21 protein-coding genes are annotated in these 19,933 nt (G+C 71.2%); 1 reads left to right on the top strand and 20 read right to left on the bottom strand.

What is annotated here, in order from left to right:
* The 8 genes from PSQ21_RS27125 to rpsB form a co-directional block, all read right to left on the bottom strand.
* Positions 1-1,626: an ABC transporter permease gene (locus PSQ21_RS27125; RefSeq protein WP_274035967.1), complete on the bottom strand. Its 1,626-nt coding sequence runs from the start codon at positions 1,624-1,626 to the stop codon at positions 1-3.
* Between the two features lie 80 nt (positions 1,627-1,706).
* Positions 1,707-2,801 (bottom strand): thiamine ABC transporter substrate-binding protein, encoded by a 1,095-nt coding sequence (locus tag PSQ21_RS27120; RefSeq protein ID WP_274033799.1) that lies wholly within the window; start codon positions 2,799-2,801, stop codon positions 1,707-1,709.
* A gap of 337 nt (positions 2,802-3,138) precedes the next feature.
* Entirely contained in the window at positions 3,139-4,245 is a 1,107-nt protein-coding gene (rlmN, locus tag PSQ21_RS27115; RefSeq protein WP_274033797.1) for a 23S rRNA (adenine(2503)-C(2))-methyltransferase RlmN, read from the bottom strand.
* Between the two features lie 109 nt (positions 4,246-4,354).
* Positions 4,355-5,440: a phosphatidate cytidylyltransferase gene (locus PSQ21_RS27110; RefSeq protein WP_274033795.1), complete on the bottom strand. Its 1,086-nt coding sequence runs from the start codon at positions 5,438-5,440 to the stop codon at positions 4,355-4,357.
* Positions 5,440-5,997 carry a ribosome recycling factor gene (frr, locus tag PSQ21_RS27105; protein WP_018960718.1) on the bottom strand — a complete coding sequence of 186 codons (558 nt, stop codon included), beginning with the start codon at positions 5,995-5,997 and terminating at the stop codon, positions 5,440-5,442. Before frr ends, PSQ21_RS27110 begins: the two co-directional genes overlap by 1 nt.
* A gap of 121 nt (positions 5,998-6,118) precedes the next feature.
* Positions 6,119-6,895, bottom strand: a complete 777-nt coding sequence (pyrH, locus tag PSQ21_RS27100) for a UMP kinase (RefSeq protein ID WP_274033793.1) — start codon at positions 6,893-6,895, stop codon at positions 6,119-6,121.
* A gap of 161 nt (positions 6,896-7,056) precedes the next feature.
* Positions 7,057-7,893 (bottom strand): translation elongation factor Ts, encoded by an 837-nt coding sequence (gene tsf, locus PSQ21_RS27095; protein WP_274033791.1) that lies wholly within the window; start codon positions 7,891-7,893, stop codon positions 7,057-7,059.
* A 99-nt stretch (positions 7,894-7,992) separates the two neighbouring features.
* Complete coding sequence (rpsB, locus tag PSQ21_RS27090; RefSeq protein WP_274033789.1) at positions 7,993-8,901, bottom strand: 30S ribosomal protein S2; 909 nt, start codon at positions 8,899-8,901, stop codon at positions 7,993-7,995.
* A 343-nt stretch (positions 8,902-9,244) separates the two neighbouring features.
* On the opposite strand from rpsB, the gene PSQ21_RS27085 reads away from it, so the two are divergent.
* The gene (locus PSQ21_RS27085; protein ID WP_274033788.1) at positions 9,245-10,090 is read left to right on the top strand and encodes a murein hydrolase activator EnvC family protein; all 846 of its coding nucleotides are present in this window, start codon (positions 9,245-9,247) and stop codon (positions 10,088-10,090) included.
* Here PSQ21_RS27085 and PSQ21_RS27080 read toward each other — a convergent pair.
* The 12 genes from PSQ21_RS27080 to rplS all read right to left on the bottom strand — a co-directional run bounded on the left by PSQ21_RS27080 (position 9,975) and on the right by rplS (position 19,841).
* Positions 9,975-10,532 carry a TetR/AcrR family transcriptional regulator gene (locus PSQ21_RS27080; protein WP_097867052.1) on the bottom strand — a complete coding sequence of 186 codons (558 nt, stop codon included), beginning with the start codon at positions 10,530-10,532 and terminating at the stop codon, positions 9,975-9,977. The two genes, PSQ21_RS27085 and PSQ21_RS27080, sit on opposite strands and share 116 nt — an antisense overlap.
* 105 nt (positions 10,533-10,637) lie before the next feature.
* Positions 10,638-11,474: an RNA polymerase sigma factor WhiG gene (gene whiG, locus PSQ21_RS27075; RefSeq protein WP_003965944.1), complete on the bottom strand. Its 837-nt coding sequence runs from the start codon at positions 11,472-11,474 to the stop codon at positions 10,638-10,640.
* A 254-nt stretch (positions 11,475-11,728) separates the two neighbouring features.
* Positions 11,729-12,841 (bottom strand): DNA-processing protein DprA, encoded by a 1,113-nt coding sequence (dprA, locus tag PSQ21_RS27070; RefSeq protein WP_443334431.1) that lies wholly within the window; start codon positions 12,839-12,841, stop codon positions 11,729-11,731.
* A gap of 140 nt (positions 12,842-12,981) precedes the next feature.
* The gene (locus PSQ21_RS27065; protein WP_274033786.1) at positions 12,982-14,604 is read right to left on the bottom strand and encodes a YifB family Mg chelatase-like AAA ATPase; all 1,623 of its coding nucleotides are present in this window, start codon (positions 14,602-14,604) and stop codon (positions 12,982-12,984) included.
* Complete coding sequence (locus PSQ21_RS27060) at positions 14,604-14,963, bottom strand: YraN family protein (protein WP_274033783.1); 360 nt, start codon at positions 14,961-14,963, stop codon at positions 14,604-14,606. Before PSQ21_RS27060 ends, PSQ21_RS27065 begins: the two co-directional genes overlap by 1 nt.
* Positions 14,964-15,121: 158 nt before the next feature.
* Positions 15,122-15,430 (bottom strand): DUF2469 domain-containing protein, encoded by a 309-nt coding sequence (locus PSQ21_RS27055; RefSeq protein ID WP_003965949.1) that lies wholly within the window; start codon positions 15,428-15,430, stop codon positions 15,122-15,124.
* A gap of 64 nt (positions 15,431-15,494) precedes the next feature.
* The gene (locus tag PSQ21_RS27050) at positions 15,495-15,983 is read right to left on the bottom strand and encodes an NUDIX hydrolase (protein ID WP_274033760.1); all 489 of its coding nucleotides are present in this window, start codon (positions 15,981-15,983) and stop codon (positions 15,495-15,497) included.
* A complete protein-coding gene (gene lepB, locus PSQ21_RS27045) occupies positions 15,980-16,735 on the bottom strand; it encodes a signal peptidase I (protein ID WP_274033758.1) in 756 nt (251 codons plus the stop codon). Before lepB (PSQ21_RS27045) ends, PSQ21_RS27050 begins: the two co-directional genes overlap by 4 nt.
* 50 nt (positions 16,736-16,785) lie before the next feature.
* Entirely contained in the window at positions 16,786-17,685 is a 900-nt protein-coding gene (gene lepB, locus PSQ21_RS27040; RefSeq protein WP_274035962.1) for a signal peptidase I, read from the bottom strand.
* On the bottom strand, positions 17,588-18,664 hold the full coding sequence (gene lepB / locus PSQ21_RS27035) for a signal peptidase I (RefSeq protein ID WP_274033756.1): 1,077 nt from the start codon (positions 18,662-18,664) through the stop codon (positions 17,588-17,590). Before lepB (PSQ21_RS27035) ends, lepB (PSQ21_RS27040) begins: the two co-directional genes overlap by 98 nt.
* A complete protein-coding gene (gene lepB / locus PSQ21_RS27030; protein ID WP_274033755.1) occupies positions 18,657-19,427 on the bottom strand; it encodes a signal peptidase I in 771 nt (256 codons plus the stop codon). Before lepB (PSQ21_RS27030) ends, lepB (PSQ21_RS27035) begins: the two co-directional genes overlap by 8 nt.
* A 63-nt stretch (positions 19,428-19,490) precedes the next feature.
* The gene (rplS, locus tag PSQ21_RS27025; protein ID WP_265599056.1) at positions 19,491-19,841 is read right to left on the bottom strand and encodes a 50S ribosomal protein L19; all 351 of its coding nucleotides are present in this window, start codon (positions 19,839-19,841) and stop codon (positions 19,491-19,493) included.
* Positions 19,842-19,933: the final 92 nt, after the last annotated feature.

Raw genomic sequence — 19,933 nt, 5'->3', positions numbered from 1 at the left:
TCAGAACTCCCCGGATCGGTCGGTGCGGATACGTTCGAGGAGCAGCAGCGACGCCGCGCACACCAGCATCAGAACCGTGCTGAGGGCCATCGCCTGCCCGTAGTTGAGCTCCCCCGACCGGCCCAGCAGGCGGGCGACGGCGACCGGCAGGGTCGGGTTGTCGGGCCGCGCGATGAACACCGTCGCGCCGAACTCCCCGAGCGAGACGGCGAACGCGAAGCCCGCCGCGACCAGCACCGCCCGACGCACCAGCGGCAGATCGACCTCCCGCCAGGCCCGCAGCGGGGAGGCTCCCAGCACGGCGGCGGCCTCCCGCAGCCGGTCGTCGACCGCACGCAGTACGGGCAGCATGGTCCGTACGACGAAGGGGACGCCGACCAGCGCCTGGGCCAGCGGGACCAGGATCCAGGAGGTCCGCAGATCGAGCGGCGGCTCGTCCAGGGTGATCAGGAAGCCGAAGCCGACGGTGACGGCGGACACCCCGAGCGGCAGCATCAGCAGCGCGTCGAAGCCGCGGACCAGCGGCCCGGCCCGCCGGGTCAGGGCGGCCGCCGCGAGCCCGCCGACGACGAGCGCGATGAGCGTCGCGACGAGCGCGTACCGCAGGGAGTTGCCGACGGCCTCCAGCGGCGGGACCAGGAAGGTGGAGGAGCCGCCGGACCCGGCCGACTGGAGGGCCCGGTAGTAGCCGAAGCCGTACCCACCGGTCCCGTCGGCTCCATCGAAGGATCGTTCCACCAGGACCCCGAGCGGCAGCAGGATCAGCAGCAGCGCGGTGAGCAGGACACCGCCGAGCAGCGTCCACTGCCCGGCGCCGCGCGGGCGGCGGGAGGTCCGGGCCGGGTCGACCAGCTTCAGCGCGCGCTCCCGGCGGCGTACGGTCACGGCGTGCACGGCGAGGATTCCGCCGACCGCGGCGAACTGCACCAGGGTCAGCACGGCGGCCGTCGGCAGGTCCAGCAGCTGCGCGGTCTGCCGGTAGACCTCCACCTCCAGGGTGGCGTACGCGGGTCCGCCGAGGATCTGTACGACGCCGAAGGAGGTGAAGGTGAAGAGGAACACCATCAGCGCGGCGGCGGCGACCGCCGGGGCGAGCGCGGGGAGCGTCACCCGGCGGAAGGCGGCGAACCGTCCGGCGCCGAGGACCCGGGCGGCCTCCTCCTGCCGGGGGTCCAGCTGGGACCAGAGCCCGCCGACCGTCCGCACGACCACCGCGTAGTTGAAGAAGACGTGGGCCAGCAGTATCGCCCACACGGTGGTGTCGAGGCGGACGCCCCACGCCTCGTCGAGGAGCCCGCCGCGCCCGAGCAGCGCCAGGAACGCGGTGCCGACGACGACGGTGGGCAGCACGAACGGCACCGTGACGACCGCCCGCAGCAGCTGCTTGCCGGGGAAGTCGAACCGGGCGAAGACATACGCCCCGGGGAGGGCGATCAGCAGCGTGAGCGCGGTCGAGGCGAGGGCCTGCCAGGTGGTGAACCAGAGGACGTCGAGAATGTCCGGGCGGGCCAGCACCTCACCGAGCCGCCCGAACTGCCAGTCGCCTCCCGCCTTGAGCCCGCGGCCGACGATCGCGGTCACGGGATAGGCGAAGAACACCGCGAAGAACGCGACGGGCACGACCATCAGGCCGAGCCGCACCGCGGCCCCGCGCCGCCCCGGCCCGCGCCGGGCCCGGGCGGCCTCGGCGGGCTTCGCCCCGGGGTCTACTTCAGGACCAGCGACTGCCACGACTGGATCCACTGCTCACGGTTGGCGCTGATCTTCTCGGGCGCGACGGTGGGAGGCGTGTCGACCTTCTCGCCGAACTTCATGAACAGCTCGGGAAGGGTCGCGTCCTTCACGACCGGGTTCACGAACATGTTCAGCGGCATGTCCTCCTGGAACGTCTTGCTGATCATGAAGTCCAGCAGCGCCTTGCCGCCCGCCTCGTTCTTCGCCCCGGTCAGCAGCCCGGCGTACTCGGTCTGCCGGAAGCAGGTGCCGGTGGCGACGCCGGTGGGTGCCTCCTTCGGCTGCGGGTCGGCGTAGAGCACCTCGACGGGCGGGCTGGAGGCGTAGGAGACGACGAGCGGCCGGTCGGCCTTGGCCTTCTTGCCGCCCGCGGAGCCGGAGAACTCCTCGTTGTACGCCTGCTCCCAGCCGTCGACGACCTTGACACCGTTGGCCTTCAGCTTCTTCCAGTACGCCTCGTAGCCGTCCTCGCCCTGGGTGGCGATGGTGCCGAGGAGGAATCCGAGACCGGGCGAAGAGCTGGCGGCGTTCTCGGTGACGAGGAGGTTCTTGTACGCGGGCTTCAGCAGGTCCTCGAAGGTCTTCGGCGGCGCGAGCTTCTTGTCGGCGAAGAACTTCTTGTCGTAGTTGACGCAGATGTCGCCGGTGTCGACGGGTGTGACCCGCCGCTTCTCGTCCGTCTGCGTCTCCGCCGCGACCGTGTCCAGCCCCTTGGCCTCGTACGCGGTGAACAGGCCGTTGTCGAGGGCGCGGGAGAGCAGGGTGTTGTCGACGCCGAAGAAGACGTCGCCGCGCGGGGAGCCCTTGGTCAGGATCTCCTGGTTGAGCGCGGCTCCGGCGTCGCCGCTCTTGAGGATCTCGACCTTGTAGCCGGTCTCCTTCGTGAACGCCTTCAGGACCTTGTCCGAGACGTTGAAGGAGTCGTGGCTGACCAGGGTCACGGTCTTGGAGGCCGGCCCCTTGGACTCCCCGGAGCCGGCGGATCCGTCGTCGCCGCAGCCCGCGAGCACGGTGACGCCGAGGGCGGCGGCGAGCGCGGTCGCCGCGTACTTCGTGGTGGTGTTCATCTGATTCCTCCTGGAGGTGACCAGGAAGAGACGCGGCCCTGCCCGCTGTCCGGCGAACCGGAAGCGGGCAGGGCGCAACAGCTTGAGTAAGGTCCGAACTTCCTACCCGGAATGACCCGGGCGAGGTTCAGAGGGTCTGCGGCCGACCTGTACTCGGTGCCGCACTCTCAGCGCTGTGGCGCTCCCCTGTCGGAATATGAAGTTGATTTCGGGCCCAGGCTACACCGGCGGTTTCCGGCCGGGCCGTGCGGTCGGGGCTCGTCGCGGAGCCGCTGTCCGCCGCCGGGCCCTCGACCGGGCTGCCGGGCCCTCGACCGGGCTGCCGGGCCGCCAGGGCTCAGCGCTCGGAGGCCGCCAGCTGACCGCAGGCCCCGTCGATCTCCTGACCGCGGGTGTCCCGGACGGTGACGGGCACGCCGTGGGCCGCGATGGCCTCGACGAACGCCTTCTCGTCCTCGGGCCGCGAGGCGGTCCACTTCGAGCCCGGGGTGGGGTTCAGCGGGATCAGGTTGACGTGCACCCGCTTGCCCTTCAGCAGCCGGCCGAGCAGGTCGCCGCGCCAGGCCTGGTCGTTGATGTCCCGGATCAGGGCGTACTCGATGGAGATCCGGCGGCCGGACTTGTCGGCGTACTCCCAGGCGGCGTCCAGCACCTCGCGGACGTTCCACCGGGTGTTGACGGGAACCAGGGTGTCGCGCAGCTCGTCGTCCGGGGCGTGCAGCGAGACGGCGAGCCGGCACTTGAAGCCCTCGTCGGCGAAGCGCAGCATGGCCGGGACGAGGCCCACGGTGGAGACGGTGATCCCGCGCTGCGAGAGACCGAGACCGTCCGGCTCCGGGTCGGTGAGGCGGCGGATCGCGCCGACCACCCGGTTGTAGTTGGCGAGCGGCTCGCCCATGCCCATGAAGACGATGTTGGACAGCCGCGCGGGGCCTCCGGGCACCTCGCCGTCGCGCAGGGCGCGCATGCCGTCCACGATCTGGTGCACGATCTCGGCGGTCGACAGGTTGCGGTCGAGGCCGGCCTGCCCGGTGGCGCAGAAGGGGCAGTTCATACCGCAGCCGGCCTGCGAGGAGATGCACATCGTGACGCGGTCGGGGTAGCGCATCAGGACGGACTCGACGAGCGTCCCGTCGTGCAGCTTCCACAGGGTCTTGCGCGTGGTGTCGTCGTCGCAGCTGATGTGCCGCATCACGGACATCAGGTCGGGGAACAGCGCCTCGGCGAGCTTCTCCCGCGATCCGGCCGGGATGTTCGTCCACTCGGCCGGGTCGTGCGCGTACCGCGCGAAGTAGTGCTGCGAGAGCTGCTGGGCGCGGAACGGCTTCTCACCGGTCGCGGCGACCGCTTCCTTGCGCTCGGCGGGCGTGAGGTCGGCGATGTGCCGCGGGGGCTTCTTGGCTCCGCGGGGCGCGACGAAAGTGAGTTCTCCGGGCTTAGGCATGGTTCATCCAGTGTCGCAGACATACGGGTGAGGGCCCGCCGCCCTGTGGACGACGGACCCTCACTCGTGAAACGTGCAGGTGGGACAGTGTGCCGTGAGGCCGCGGCGGTCAGCCGGAGCCGACGAACAGCACCAGCAGCAGCCACACGACCGGCGCGGTCGGCAGGAGCGAGTCCAACCGGTCCATGATGCCGCCGTGGCCGGGGAGCAGGGTGCCCATGTCCTTGATCCCGAGGTCCCGCTTGATCATGGACTCGCCCAGGTCGCCGAGGGTGGCGCTGGCCGCGACCGCGAGGCCGAGCAGCAGGCCCTGCCACCAGGCACCGCCGTCGATCAGGAACTCCATGCACAACGCGCCGGCGACCATCGCGAAGGCGACCGCGCCGAGCAGGCCCTCGCGGGTCTTGCCGGGGCTGATGCGCGGGGCGAGCTTGTGCGTGCCGAAGCGCCAGCCGACGGCGTACGCCCCCGTATCGCTGACCACGGTGAGGACGAGGAACGTCAGAACCCGCCACGACCCGTCGTCCGCCCTCAGCATCAGGGCGACGAAGGTGGCCAGGAAGGGTACGTAGAACGCCGCGAAGACCCCGGCCGTGACGTCCTTGAGATAGCCGTCCGGCGGTTCGGTCATCCGCCGGACCAGCACCGCCAGGGCGGTCAGGGCCATCGCGATCCAGGCGCCCTCGGGCCCCCGCGCGTAACCCGCGATGACCATCGCGGCTCCGCCGACGGCCAGCGGCACCAGGGGCGCCCTGATGCCCTTGCGCTCCTGGAGGCGGGAGGTGAGCTCCCAGAGGCCGACGACGACGGCGGCCACTATCACGCCGATGAAAGCGGCCTTCACGATGAACAGCGAGACGCCGATGACGGCGCCGAGACCCACGCCCACCCCTATGGCGGCGCGCAGATCACGCCCCGCGCGCTTCTTCTGCGGCGGGGGCGGCAGCGGGGTGGACATGGGCTCCTGCGGCATCTCGTCACGGAACAGGGGGCCGCTGACGTGAGCGGCATCCCTGTCCCGGTCGTCGCGGCTTACTGCGTCTCTACCTGCGTCGGGCACGTCCGGCACGTTGGGCATGGGCCGAGTCTGCTGGGCGCCGTGCACATCGTGGGCAGGACCCGCCGGGGCAGCCCTCATCTCGGGCGTGCCCCAGTAACCGGCTCCTTGCGGGGCACCCCGGGAAGAGTCGTTCATCAGACTTCGAGCAGCTCGGCTTCCTTGTGCTTGAGCAGCTCGTCCACCTGCGCGACGTACTTCGCGGTGGTGTCGTCGAGCTCCTTCTCGGCGCGGCGCACCTCGTCCTCGCCGGACTCCTTGTCCTTGACGAGCTTGTCGAGGGTCTCCTTGGCCTTGCGGCGGATGGAGCGGATCGAGATCTTGGAGTCCTCGGCCTTGGTCTTGGCGACCTTGATGTACTCCTTGCGGCGGTCCTGCGTGAGCTCGGGGAAGGTCACCCGGATGATATTGCCGTCGTTGCTCGGGTTGACGCCGAGGTCGGAGTCGCGGATCGCCTGCTCGATGTTGCGCAGCGCGGTCTTGTCGAACGGCGTCACGACGGCCATCCGCGCCTCGGGAACCGAGAACGAGGCCAGCTGGTTGATCGGGGTCAGCGCGCCGTAGTAGTCGGCGACGATCTTGTTGAACATCGCCGGGTGCGCGCGGCCGGTACGGATCGCGGCGAAGTCCTCTTTCGCGACGACAACGGCCTTCTCCATCTTCTCCTCGGCCTCGAGGAGGATTTCTTCGATCACCACGTGCTCCTGCGTGTCTTGGGTGGGCCCGGCGTCGTCATCGCCTGACCCTGCGGGTCGTGCGTCGCATCCTCACCTGCACGGTGTCCGACCGGCAGGCCGTTGTCCATCCTGGGGGCCGTCAGGCCCGGGTGCTCTCGTCGCTCACGAGCGTGCCGATCTTCTCACCCTTGACCGCGCGAGCGATATTGCCCTCGGTCGTCAGCTCGAAGACGAGGATCGGCAGCTGGTTGTCACGGCAGAGCGTGATGGCGGTGGCGTCGGCGATCTTCAGGTTGCGAGTGATCACCTCGCCGTACTCCAGCGCGTCGAACTTCACCGCGTCGGGGTTGGTCTTCGGGTCGGAGTCGTAGACCCCGTCCACGCCGTTCTTCCCCATGAGCAGCGCCTCGGCGTCGATCTCCAGGGCACGCTGGGCGGCGGTGGTGTCGGTGGAGAAGTACGGCATGCCCATACCGGCGCCGAAGATCACCACACGCCCCTTCTCCAGGTGCCGTACGGCGCGGAGCGGGATGTACGGCTCGGCGACCTGGCCCATGGTGATGGCGGTCTGCACGCGCGAGTCGATGCCCTCCTTCTCCAGGAAGTCCTGGAGCGCCAGGCAGTTCATGACGGTGCCGAGCATGCCCATGTAGTCGGACCGGGCCCGGTCCATGCCGCGCTGCTGGAGCTCGGCGCCACGGAAGAAGTTGCCTCCCCCGATGACCACCGCGATCTGGGCGCCGTCGCGTACGACGGCGGCGATCTCGCGGGCGATGGTGTGCACGACGTCGGGGTCGACGCCGAGGCCGCCGCCACCGGCGAAGGCCTCGCCGGAGAGCTTCAGCATGAAGCGCCCGGAACCCTTGTCGTCGTCGCCCTGGTCGTCGGCCCGCATGGGGTCCGCGCCGTTGTCCATGGAAATTCTCCTCGTGCACATACGAAGAAGGCCATTGCCGGTGGGTCTGGTGTCCCTACAGCGGCAATGGCCTCCTCGTCAGATCTGCGGTCGTCCGGCGTGGGTGCGGCCGTCGACTGCACCAGACCTTATCGGGTTCGGTGCTGTTCGCCCGGACGGACTCAGATGCCGACCTTGATGCGCGAGAAGCGCTTCAGGGTGACACCGGCCTCGTCCAGGACCTTCTGGACCGACTTCTTGGCGTCCAGCGCGTACGGCTGACCCAGGAGGGTGGCCTCCTTGAAGAAGCCGTTGACCCGACCCTCGACGATCTTCGGGAGCGCGGCCTCGGGCTTGCCCTCGGCGCGGGTGGTCTCCTCGGCGACGCGGCGCTCGGCCTCGACGACCTCGGCCGGGACGTCCTCGCGGGACAGGTACTTCGGGGCGAAGGCGGCGATGTGCTGCGCGAGGCCCTTGGCCAGCTCGGCGTCGGCCTTGTCCAGCTCGACCAGGACACCGATCTGCGGGGGCAGGTCGGGCATGGTGCGGTGCATGTACACACCGACGTAGGCGCCGGTGAACTGCGCGAAGCGGTCCAGGACGATCTTCTCACCGAGGTTGGCGTTGGCCTCGTCGACGTACGCCTGGACGGTCTTGCCGGCCTCGATCTCGGAGGCGAGGAGCGCCTCGATGTCGGCCGGGGAGGTCGCGGCGACGTGCGCGGCGAGGGCGTTGGCGACGGCCTGGAACTTGTCGCCCTTGGCGACGAAGTCCGTCTCGCACTTCAGCTCGAGGAGGACGCCGGACGTCTGGTCCTCGGAGATGAGGGAGACGACGGCACCGTTCTCGGCAGAGCGGCCCTCGCGCTTGGCGACGCCCTTCTGGCCCTTGATGCGGAGCGCCTCGACGGCCTTGTCGACGTTGCCGTCGGCCTCGTCGAGCGCCTTCTTGCAGTCCATCATGCCGGCGCCGGTGAGCTCGCGGAGCTTCTTGACGTCAGCGGCGGTGTAGTTCGCCATGAGTCTGTATGTCTCTCTCGAAGTCTGAAAGATCTACGGGTGAACGGCGGGGGCGACGCTTGTGGCGTCGGCCCCCGCCGTCAGCAGCCGTGACGGGTGTCAGGCCTGCTCGGCGTCCGCGTCGGCGGCCGGGGCCTCGGCAGCGGCCTCGGCCGGCTTCTCGGCGTCGGCGGCCTTCTCGGTCTCGGCGGAGGTCTGGACCTCGGCGGCGGCCGCGGTCTCGTCCTTCTTGTCGCCCTCGAGCAGGTCGCGCTCCCACTCGGCGAGGGGCTCGCCGGCGGCCTTCTCGCCCGGCTTCGAGTCACCGGTGGCGGCACCGGAGCGGGCGATGAGGCCCTCGGCGACGGCGTCGGCGATCACGCGGGTGAGCAGGGTGACGGAGCGGATCGCGTCGTCGTTGCCCGGGATCTTGTAGTCGACCTCGTCGGGGTCGCAGTTGGTGTCGAGGATCGCGACGACCGGGATGTGGAGCTTGCGCGCCTCACCGACGGCGATGTGCTCCTTCTTGGTGTCGACGATCCAGACGGCGCTGGGCACCTTCTGCATCTCGCGGATACCACCGAGGGTCTTCTCCAGCTTGGCCTTCTCGCGCGAGAGGACCAGGAGCTCCTTCTTGGTGAGGCCGGAGGCGGCCACGTCCTCGAAGTCGATGAGCTCAAGCTCCTTCAGACGCTGAAGGCGCTTGTAGACGGTGGAGAAGTTGGTGAGCATGCCACCGAGCCAACGCTGGTTGACGTACGGCATGCCGACGCGCGTCGCCTGCTCGGCGATGGCCTCCTGGGCCTGCTTCTTCGTACCCACGAACATGATGGAGCCGCCGTGGGCGACGGTCTCCTTGACGAACTCGTAGGCGCGGTCGATGTACGACAGCGACTGGAGCAGGTCGATGATGTAGATGCCGTTGCGCTCGGTGAAGATGAAGCGCTTCATCTTCGGGTTCCAGCGACGGGTCTGGTGACCGAAGTGGACGCCGCTTTCCAGCAGCTCCCGCATCGTGACGACGGCCATGGCCGTACTCCTTGAGGTGCTCGGTTATCGCGACCGCAGGTTTGCGCTCGCGCCTGACGCCCCGACGCGCCGTGCCACGAGGGACCGAGGAGCGCGGCCACCTCCGAGAAGGGAGGTGGCGGGGCGTGCGAAGTCGACCCGGTGACCCGGATCGCCGTAAGAAGTGTACGGGACCGGTTGGGTACCTGGTGACGGCGATGCCCATGGCCGGAGGGCGGCGACGGCCACGGCCGGGTGGTGGTGACATCCACGGTCGGGTGGCCGCGATGTCCACAACCGGCGAGTAGTCCACAGGAACGGTCCGCGATCCCCGGAATCCCGGCCTCCGGGCCATCGTGGCGGCATGCGCCATCAGCCCGGCCCACGCCGCTCCCCCGCCCGCCGCACCCCGTTCCTGCCGCACCTGGTGTTCCTGGTGTTCCTGGTGTTCCTGCTGTACGCGATGCTCCCGGCCGGCGGCTCGCTTCCGGGCAGGTCCGCCGTGCCGGCCGGGGCACTGGCGTCCTCGCCGGGAGCGGGCGCCGAAGCGAAAGCCGACGCCGACGCCGACGCCGACGCCGGCATGAACGGCGGCGCGGTGGACCGTGACACGGACGGCGACGCGGACGGCGGCGGCGGCCGGAGCTGGCCGCTGGCGGGGAGGCCCTCGGTGGTACGGGGGTGGGAGCCGCCCGCCGGTCCGTACGGGCCCGGCCACCGCGGCGTGGATCTCGCGGCGGGGCCGGGCGCGCGGGTGCTGGCGGCCGCTGACGGGCGGGTGTCGTTCGCGGGGCGGGTGGCAGGACGCGGGGTGGTCGCCATCGAGGTGGCCGGCAGCGGTTCGCCGCCCCTGCGCACCACGTACGAACCGGTGCGGGCCCTGGTCGAGAAGGGCGCGAGCGCCCGGGCCGGGCAGCCGGTCGGGGTGCTGGAAGAGGGGCCGTTCCACTGCGCGGAAGGCTGTCTGCACTGGGGACTGCGGCGCGGGGAGGCCTACCTGGACCCGCTCTCCCTGCTGCCGCCCCCGCTGCTGCGGAGGGGCCCCTCGCGGCTGCTGCCGGTGGTCGGGGTGCCGGAGCCGGACGCCGTCCGGGTCAGCCGCTCACGCCGCGCAGGACCATCGCGACGACGGTGTCCGCGATCACGCCGGGTTCCTCCGCGACACCCAGTTCGATGCGGCGCACGGCGGCATCGACCGAACCCTGCATGAGCATGGCGGCCAGCCTCGGCTGGGTGTGGCCCAGGTCGCCGAGCGCTTCGACGATCATGGCGATCAGTCCGCCGTGGGCGGCCCGGATCTTCTCCCGGGCGCCCGCGTCCAGCTCGCTCGCGGAGATCGCGACGACCGCGCGGTGGCGACGGTCACCGACCAGGTCGAGCTGCCGGCGCACATACGCCTCGACCTTCGCCTCGGGCGTCTCGGCGCCCTGCATGGCGTTCTCGACCTCGGCCGCCCAGACGGGGAAGTCGACGGCGCACAGCTCCTCGACGACGGCGGCACGGGAGCGGAAGTACTCGTACACGGAGGACCGGGCCAGGCCCGTGCGCTCGGCGAGCGCGGGGAAGGTCAGCGCCTCCGTACCGCCCTCGGACAGCAGGGAGCGCGCGGCGTCCAGGAGGGCGCCGCGCTGCATGGTCCGGTGCTCGGCCACGGAGGCCGCTCGAATCCTGGGCACGCCTCCACTCTACGGCGGCAGGCGGACGGGGGAAGGGCACAGCCGCCGATCGGATGGCCGGAGAGTGCCGGAGAGAGGGCGTCAGCGGCCCGCGTCGGCCAGCTTCGCCCGGAGCTGGAGCACGGACTTGGTATGGATCTGGCTGACCCGGCTCTCGGTCACCCCGAGGACGTTGCCGATCTCCGCGAGGGTGAGGCCCTCGTAGTAGTAGAGGGTCACCACGGTCTTCTCCCGGTCGGGGAGGGTGTTGATGGCCCGCGCGAGCAGTCTTCTCAGCTCGCGGTCCTCGGCGACCTCCACCGGATTGTCGGCGGCGGTGTCCTCCAGGGTGTCCATCAGGCTCAGCCGGTCGCCGCCCTCGCCGCCGACGTGCAGCAGCTCCTCCAGGGCGACCACATTCGCCAGCGACAACTGGCTGAAAACAGCGTGCAGTTCCTCCAGCGCGATGCCCATCTCCGAGGCGACCTCGGCTTCCGACGGCGTACGCCGGAACTGCGCCTCCAGCGTGGCGTACGCGCGCTCCACGTTCCGTGCCTTCTGCCGGACGGACCGCGGGATCCAGTCCAGGGCCCGGAGTTCGTCGATCATCGCGCCGCGAATCCTGGTGATGGCGTACGTCTCGAACTTGATGGCCCGTTCGATGTCGAACTTCTCGATGGCGTCGATCAGCCCGAAGACGCCGGAGGAGACGAAGTCGGCCTGCTCGACGTTGGACGGCAGCCCCACGCTCACCCGGCCCGCGACGTACTTCACGAGCGGCGAGTAGTGCAGGATCAGCTGCTCCCGCAGCCGCTCGTCGCCCGTGGTCTTGTACGAACGCCACAACTCGTCGAGCGAGGAGGGGGCGGGAGGGCGCACAGTGCCACGCGCAACCGGTGGTACTGCCGCGCGGTCAGACCCGGAGGTGTGCTGGGGCATGTGGTGCCTTGAGCCGTTCTGCCGTGAAGTGCTGGGGGACTTTTGTCTGGGCCGGAATCCTTGTGAGCGTAGCGTGACTGTGGCGTCGCGTTCCGCGCAGGACGGGAGATCCCAGCCGCCTGATCGCGTTCCGCCGTTCACGCCGTCCGCGACCGCCGGGAGCCGGGGCCGCCGCCGTGGGCGCGGGCCCTGAACAGGTCACCGATCGATCGTGCGAGGTCATCGGCCTTACCTTTTCACCCGAATGCTCCAGGTCAAGTACCGCCTCGCCGCGCGTCGTCGTTGCCTGCCGACGGAAGCGTCAACCGCCACCCCTCGCCTTCTCGTTCGACGAACCCCAGTGAGTGCAGTTCGTACAGTCGGCCGAGCGTCTCGTCGGCGGACGTCCCCGCGGTGCGGGCGAGGTCACGGGGGTGGGTGACACCGTGGTAGGGGAGCGCGTCGAGGACCCGCGCGGTGACCGCGTCCAGGTGGTCCCTGGGCAGCACCGGGCCGCGGCGGACCGGCGGTAGCTCGCCGATGTCCCCGATCATCTCGACGACTTCGTCCGCGTCGGTGACGAGCACGCCCTCACCGCGCAACAGCTCGTGGACCCCTGCCGACAGACCGCTGGTGGCGGGGCCGGGGACTCCCATCGCGAAGCGGCCGAGCCGTTGCGCCTGGCGGGCGGTGACCAGCGAACCGCTGCGGTACTCGGCCTCGACGACGACCGTCCCCCTGGTCAGCGCGGCGATGACGCGGTTGCGCAGGACGAAGCGGCTTCGGGTGGGATGGGAGGACGGGGGCAACTCGGCGACGATGAGCCCTTGTTGCGCCAGCCGCCCGAGCAGTTCGGCGTGCCCGCGCGGGTAGGGGACGTCGACCCCGCAGGCCAGTACCGCCGTCGTCGCTCCGCCCGCGGCCAGAGCGCCGCGGTGGGCGGCCCCGTCCACCCCGAACGCCGCGCCCGAGACCACCACCCAGCCCCGCTCGGCGAGCCCGGAGCCGAGGGTCGCCGCCATGTGCGCCCCGTACGGGGTGCAGGCCCTCGCTCCGACCACCGCGACCGAGCGCAGGGACCACAGGCGCAGATCGGGCCGCCCCCGCACCCAGAGCCCGACGGGCCGCGCGTCGCCCAGGTCGTCCAGCTGGCTCGGCCACTCCCGGTCACCCGGGCAGACGAAGCGTCCGCCCACCGCGGCGACCGCGGCCAGGTCCCTCCCCGGCTCCACGGCGGCGGCACGCAGCCGGTAGCCCCCGAGCCGTGCGGCGGTCATGCCGGGAAGCCTCTCGGCGGAGCCGTCCTCGACGGTGAGCCTGCGCATCAGCTCGATGGGACCGGTCAGCCGGAGCCAGCGCCCCGCTCGCTCGTCCCCCGGCTCCAGCACCCGGGTCAGCGCGGCCCTGGCCAGCCGCTCCGCCTCCCTGCCCCGGCCCGGGTCCCGGCCTGCCTCCTGTCCGGGGACGCGGTCGCGACCGTCGTCGGGGACGTGGCCCGCCCCCTGCCACCGCTCCCCCGTCAGCCCGGTCACCGCTGTCCCGTCCCCATCGGCACCCCGCGCTGGATGCCCGTCCGCAGCTCCAGGGCGACCGCCACGTCGGAGGCGTCCGGGCGGTCGGCGCCCCGCAGATCCGCCACGGTCCACGCCACCCTCAGCACCCGGTCCAGCCCCCGGGCCGTGAGCATCCCGCGCTCCAGGTCCCGCTCCGCGGCCGCCAGCGCTCCCGGGGCCACGAGCAGCCGGGTCCGCAGCTCATGGCCCGGCACCTCGCTGTTCGTGGTCCACGGGGTGCCGGCCAGCCGCTCGGCCGCCCGCGCCCTGGCGTCCCGTACCCGCGCGGCGACGACGGCCGTCGACTCGCCGCGGCCGCCCTGCCCCAGGAGGTCGGCGCGGTCGACCGGCCCCACCTCGACCCGCAGGTCCACCCGGTCGAGGAGCGGCCCGGACAGGCGCCCCTGATAGCGGCGGACGACCGAGGGCGGGCACTCGCAGCCCGCGCCGGTGAGGGTGTGCCGGCCACAGGGGCACGGATTGGCTGCCAGCACCATCAGGAAGCGGGCCGGCAGCCGCACCACCCCAGCGGCCCGCGCGACCACCACATGGCCCGACTCCAGCGGCTGCCGCAGCGCGTCGAGGGCCTTGGCCGAGAACTCGGGGGCCTCGTCCAGAAAGAGCACCCCGCGGTGGGCGAGGGACACCGCCCCGGGCCTCGGCATCCCGTTGCCCCCACCGATCAGGGACTGCATGGTCGCCGAGTGGTGCGGGGCGCAGTAGGGCGCCCGGGAGACGAGTGGTTCACCCGGGGGGAGGATGCCCGCCACGGAGTGCACCGCCGTCACTTCGAGGGATTCCTGCCGGGTCAACGGCGGCAGGACCGACGACAGCCGCTCGGCCAGCATGGTCTTGCCGGCGCCGGGCGGGCCCGAGAACAGCAGATGGTGCCCGCCGGCCGCGGCCACCTCCAGGGCCTGGCGCGGGCGCGGCTGCCCCGCGACGTCCGCCAGATCCGGCCGGTGCCCGTCACCCCGCCCGGCGGCCGGGGCCAGCCCCGTACCGAGTCCGGTGCCGGGGATCATGAGCCCGGCCAGCATGGCGTCGGGGCGTCCCTGGCCGTCGACCGGCTCCTCGGGCACCGGTTCGTCGCAGAGGACGGCGATGAGCTGGCGCAGGCTCCGGACGCCGAGGACCGAGACCCCCGGCACCAGGGCCGCCTCTCCGGCCGTCTGTTCGGGGACGACGACCTGCTCGTACCCCGCTTCGGCCGCCGCGAGGACGGCGGGCAGTACGCCCCGTACCGGACGCACCCGGCCGTCCAGGCCCAGCTCGCCGATCATCACCACGTCCGCGATCGTGGCCGGGTCGATCCGCTCCGCCGCCCCGAGGACCGCACACGCGACGGCGAGGTCGAACCCCGAACCACCTTTCGGCACGGAGGCCGGGGAGAGCCCGACCGTGAGCTTCTTCTGCGGCCACTCGGCACCGGAGTTGACCACGGCGGCCCGCACCCGGTCCCGGCTCTCCACCAGGCTCTTGTCCGGCAGTCCGACCAGGGTGAAGGCCGCCACCCCCGGCTCCAGGTCCGCCTGGACCTCCACCACCACGCCCTCGACGCCGACCAGCGCCACGGAACACGCTCGCGCGAAACCCATCAGGACACCCCCCGGGCGTGCTCCGTGACCGGGGCTCCGCGCCGGGGCACGATCACCCCGATCAGGTCGATGCGGACCCCGCCGGGAGGTGGCCCCCCATGCCGGTCGAGCCAGATCTCGGCAAGTCGTCGGAGCCGGTCCGCCTTGACCGGGCCGACCGCCGCCATGGGGTGTTCGAACCCGTGTGACCTGCGCGTCTTCACCTCGCAGAAGACCAGGGCGTCACCGTCCCTGGCCACGATGTCGATCTCTCCGGCGCGACAGCGCCAGTTGCGCTCGATCACCGCCATCCCGGACTCGGCCAGCAGCCGCGCCGCCAGCTCCTCGCCGTACCGCCCGAGTGCCCCCCGTGCGTCCATGTCGGCACCACCTCCGGCACCGACTGTGCCCCGCCCCGCCGCAAGATGTGGATCTTGGTGGACAACTCCGCGGATGTGGAAAACCCGGCCACCCACATGGGTGACCGGGTCATTCCTGCGACGCGTGTATCGGCGGCCCGGCCGCGGGCAGCGCGGGGTCAGCCTCCCGGAAGTTCCAGATCGCTCTTGTTGAGCTCTTCGATGTTGACGTCCTTGAAGGTCAGCACGCGGACCTGCTTGACGAACCTCGCGGGCCGGTACATGTCCCAGACCCAGGCGTCCGCCATGGACACCTCGAAGAAAACCTCACCCTGGACGGAGTGCACCTGCATCTCGTAGTCGTTGGTGAGGTAGAAGCGCCGTTCGGTCTCGATCACATATTTGAACAGACCGACGACATCGCGGTACTCCCGGTAGAGCTTCAGCTCCATCTCGGTCTCGTACTTCTCGAGGTCCTCGGCGCTCATGGCATGTTTCCCCTTCAGCCGTGCGTGCCCCCATTGTGCGTCAGCCTCCGACGCCCTTGGACGATTAGACGATTTCAGGGGCCAGAACAAGCGGTTCGCACGGGGGGCCCTCGTCGAGGAGCGTGCGGAGCAGCTCGGCGAGTCTGGTCGGGTACACCGTCTCACGCGTCGCGAGCAGTTCGGCGGAGGTCCACCACCTCAGACCGGCCACGCTGCGCCGTTCCAGGCCGGTGAGGCCCTGCGGGGCGGTGGCGGTCCGCGTCGTACGGGCCAGGAAATACCACTCGTCCTGGTGCCAGCGGCGCCCGTCGAACGGGAAGGAACAGAACCGGGTCCAGAGCAGCGGGCCCAGCTCGATGTCCGTGATCCCGGTCTCCTCCACCAGCTCCCGGCGGGCCGCCTCTTCCCGGCTCTCGTCGCCCTCCAGGCCCCCGCCCGGGGTGAACCACCAGGCGTCGTCCCGGTCCTCCGGCTCATGGCCGTGCAGCAGCAGGACGCGGTCGTCGGGGTCCAGGAGGACCACCCGGGCGACCCTGCGGGCCCCGGAGGTCACCGGGCCACTCCGGCGGGCGTCCTTTGGCGGGCCAGGCGCGCCGCCACCGGCCCGTACACCGCGCCGACGAGGATCAGCAGGACGCCGGCCACGATCGCGCCCAGCTGGAACCGCAGCGGCCCGGCGTCGGACACCCCGCCGGGCAGCGCGGCGAACGAGGCGGGCCGGTCGATCATGCCGTCCATCGGCCAGGCCACCGCGTCCACCCGGGCCCGCACGGCGCTCAGCGGGACGGAGCCCCCGCCGGCGTCCTGGAGATGGACCCGGGAGTCCAGGGAGGTGGCCCGTTCGTCGCCGAGCAGGAAGACGCGGCCCCTGGGCACGGTGGCGGAGAAGTCCTGGGGCGAGGCGGGCGCCTGCGTGCCCGGGGCGGCCGGGCCCCGGTCGAGGTAGGGCTCGTCGACGGGGGTTCCGTCGACGGTGAGCCGCCCCTCCCGGTCGCAGCAGGCCACCTTGTCGCCGCCGATCCCGACGACGCGCTTCAACATCGGCGTGGCGCCCCAGACCTGGTCGATGAAGACCACCACGTCACCGCGTCGGACGTCGGCGCCGTCGATCCGTTCGGCGAGCACCCGGTCGCCGGGCTGCACCGTGGGGGACATCGAGTCGGTCGGGACCGTGTACGGCTGGTAGACCACCGCCGCCCAGACGAAACCTCCGAGGAAGAGCACACAGCCGACGGCCACGGCCAGACCCGACACTATGGCGCCGGCCCGGCCGCGGCCGTCTTCCTTGCGTCCTGTACCGCTCATCCCAGCGCTCCCCCGTCGGAGATCGACAATCGCTGATCCGAGTCGGCACCCTACCCGGCGGTACGCCCGGCGGTCAGCCTCCGGCGGCGCCACAGCACGAGGGGCAGCGCTCCGGCTACGCCCAGTGCCGCCGGCGCCATCGCGGCGGCAGCGTTCAGACCGGGCTGGTCGAAGGTGCCCGGGACCGGAAGGGTCGCCCAGCGGTCCAGCGGCCAGGCGATGCCGACGGCACGGCCGACGACCTCGTCCGTGGAGACCGTGCCCTGCCCCGGGAGCTCCTGGTGGTAGCGCGAGTCCAGGGAGTTCTGCCGGTGGTCGCCCATGACGAAGATCCGGCCGTCCGGCACCTTGATCGGGCCGAAGGGCTTGTCGTTGCACGGAGTGTTCCCCGGGAAGATGAACGACTTCTCGTCCAGGCTCTTCCCGTTGACCGTGACCGGCCCGTTCTCCTTGCACTCCACGGTGTCGCCGCCGACCGCGACGACCCGCTTGATCAGGTCCTTCTCCTCGGAGGACGGCATCAGGCCGATGAAGCTCAGGAACTTCTGCACCGCGTTGGGCTCCGGGGTCACGGTGTCCTCCAGCCAGCCGCCCGGGTCGTGGAAGACCACGACCTCGCCGCGCTCGGGCTCGGCGCCGAACCACGGGGTCAGCTTGTCGACCAGCACCCGGTCGCCCCGCTGCAGCGTGTTCTGCATGGAGTCCGAGGGGATCGAGAACGCCTGGACCAGGAACGTCTTGATCAGCAGCGCCAGAACCAGCGCGATACCGATGAGCAGCGGAAGCTCCAGCCAGAAGGAACGTTGCTTCCTGGCAGGCCTGCCACCGCCGTCGTCGTCCGGGGCGCCGCCCTCACCCTCCGGCGGGACCGCCGCCCCGCCCGCGGGAGACTCGTCGCGCTCCGGCCGGTCCTCGGGTTCGTCGTGTCCGGATCGTGCGCCGACCGCCAAATCCCCCACATCCACTCCTCAATACGTGCCACTGCCCGCGCCCGATCCGGTGCAGGCCCACCACTCCCATAACGAGCGGGAGTTCCGCAGGGGTCGGGAGCCGGACCATTCCATAGGGATCCGGAGGTGCCACACTATTCGACGGGGCCGGAGCCGCTGCCTCCGATGCGCGCGCGTCCGGGACCGCGGTGAAGGCGTCGCGCTGTTCCAGGGTGCTCCAGTGGCCGAACGGCCAGGCGATCACGACGGCCCGCCCCACGACCTCTTCCTCGGAGACCGTGCCCCGGTCGGGTCCGTCGAGGTGGAAGCGGGAGTCGGCGGAATCGGACCGGTGGTCCCCCATCATGAACAGCCGTCCCCGGGGAACCTTCACCTCGAACGAGATGGTCGAGGGCCGGTCGTCGGGGTGGAGGTAGGTCTCGGCCAGCGGTACGCCGTTGACGGTGACCCGGCCGTCCTCGCCGCAGCACTTCACGGTGTCGCCGCCGACCGCGATGACCCGCTTGATCAGGTCCTGCTCGTCGTCGGACGGCAACAGCCCGATGAAGGACAGCACCTCGGTGACCTGCTTGACACCGATCGGCGGGTCCTTCTTCTCCTCGGGACTCTCCTGCTGGAGCCAGCCGCCGGGGTCCTTGAACACCACGACGTCGCCGCGCTGGGGCGTCGATCCGAACCACGGGGTCAGCTTGTCCACGAGCACCCGGTCGCCGATCCGGATGGTCTGTTCCATCGATCCGGACGGGATCACGAACGCCTGGACCAGGAACGTCTTCAGGAGAAGCGCGATCAGCAGCGCCACGACGACGAGAACCGGTATCTCCCTCACCGCGGACCCGCGGCGCTTGCGCCGGACCTTCCGGGCGAGCCGGCGGCGTTCCGCCCGGGTGGGCAGCGAGCGCGGCCCGGCGGGCCCGGCCCCGGTCGGCGGGGAGGCGTCGGGGCCGGGGGCGCCGCGCGGACGTCCGCGGTTACCCATGCGCCGCGCCGGGCGTCCGTACGCCGCGAAAGGCACCGGTCCGCTCCAGCGAACCCGCCCGGCCGGGCGGCCACCCCAGCCAGTCCACCCGGCCGGTCACCCGCTCGACGGGGACCATCCCGCCCCCGGGAGATCCGAGATGGTCCCGGGAGTCGCTGGAGCGGCTGCGGTGGTCGCCCATCACCCACAGGGCACCGGCGGGCACCTCGATGTCGAAGGGCACCCGGGAGGCGGTGTCACCGGGGTACAGGTACGGCTCGTCCACCGTTACGTCGTTGACCGCGAGCCTTCCCCGCGCGTCGCAGCAGACGACGTGGTCGCCGCCCACGCCGACCACGCGCTTCACGAAGTCGGTGTCGGCGGGTTCCGTGAGCCCCAGCGTGGACGCCGCCCCGCGCACCAGCCCGGTCAGGGGGTTCGCGTCGAGGTCCTCCCGTACGAAGGAGCCGGTGCCGTCGAAGACCACCACGTCGCCGCGCTCGGGCCCGGCGTCGAAACGGTACGCCAGCTTGTTGACGAGGACCCGGTCACCGACCTTCAGCGTGGGCTCCATCGAGCGGCTGGGGATCAGGAAGGGCTGGACCACGTAGGAGCTGAACAGCAGCAGGGCGACGGTGGCCAGGACCGCCCCGGCGAGCACCCGCCGCCAGGACAGGACGGAGGCGGCACGGTCCCGTATACGCGAAAAGCGCGACCTCTCCCCGGGCCCCGTGTCGGGTTCCGAGGAGCGGTCGCGCTCCGAGTGCTGTGCTTGCGTGTCCATCGCGGCCGAAGCTTATCCGGCCATGCTGTGGACGGGGCACCCCCAGGGGGATGGCCCGGCGGCTCAGCGGTCGCGCTTCTCCTTGATCTTCGCGGCCTTGCCGCGCAGCTCACGGAGGAAGTACAGCTTGGCGCGACGGACGTCACCGCGGGTGACGAGCTCGATCTTCTCGAAGATCGGGCTGTGCACCGGGAAGGTACGCTCGACGCCGACGCTGAAGGAGACCTTGCGGACCGTGAAGGTCTCGCTGACGCCCGAGCCCTGGCGGCGGATGACGATGCCCTTGAACTGCTGGATACGGGAGCGGTTGCCCTCGATCACGCGCACGTGGACGTTGACGGTGTCACCGGGGCGGAACGCCGGGAGGTCCGAACGGAGGGTGGCGGCGTTGACGCCATCGAGCAGGGAAGCCATGGTTTCTGCTTTCTTCGCCGATGCCACAGGTCATCGACGGGATGTCGTTGAGAGTTCGGAGTGCTGATCGCGTCGGGCGGGCGTCTTTCCCC

The organism is Streptomyces sp. MMBL 11-1 (assembly GCF_028622875.1).
Taxonomy (GTDB): Bacteria; Actinomycetota; Actinomycetes; order Streptomycetales; family Streptomycetaceae; genus Streptomyces.
The sequence above is the reverse complement of the archived record's forward strand: the minus strand, read 5'-3'. Positions and strand labels throughout refer to the sequence as shown.